This is a genomic window from Clostridium sp. MCC328 (genome assembly GCF_018785465.1).
GTDB lineage: Bacteria > Bacillota > Clostridia > Lachnospirales > Lachnospiraceae > Pilosibacter > Pilosibacter fragilis.
In genome coordinates this window covers 1-215 of the sequence record NZ_WQPW01000143.1, presented here as the reverse complement: position 1 = coordinate 215, position 215 = coordinate 1, and the positions used below count along the sequence as shown (strand labels likewise).

1 pseudogene is annotated in these 215 nt (G+C 46.0%); it reads left to right on the top strand.

Annotated elements, in window-relative coordinates:
* Positions 1-215 (top strand): annotated as a pseudogene (locus tag GPK83_RS17440) (hypothetical protein); the annotation flags it as partial.

Genomic DNA, 215 nt, shown 5'->3' with positions numbered 1-215 from the left:
GATGGCGAGTGGTATTGCTACGACAAAAACGGTGACGCATATACAAACGTATTCTGCTCCAGCAATGGTAAAGAGTACTATGTAGGAGATGACGGACAGCTTGTTCGTTCTGCATGGGTTGAATATGATGGAAGCTACTACTTCGTAAACAGCAGCGGTGCTAAGATCACAAACGACTGGAGATTAACAACTCCGTACGATGACGAGAGCGCTGA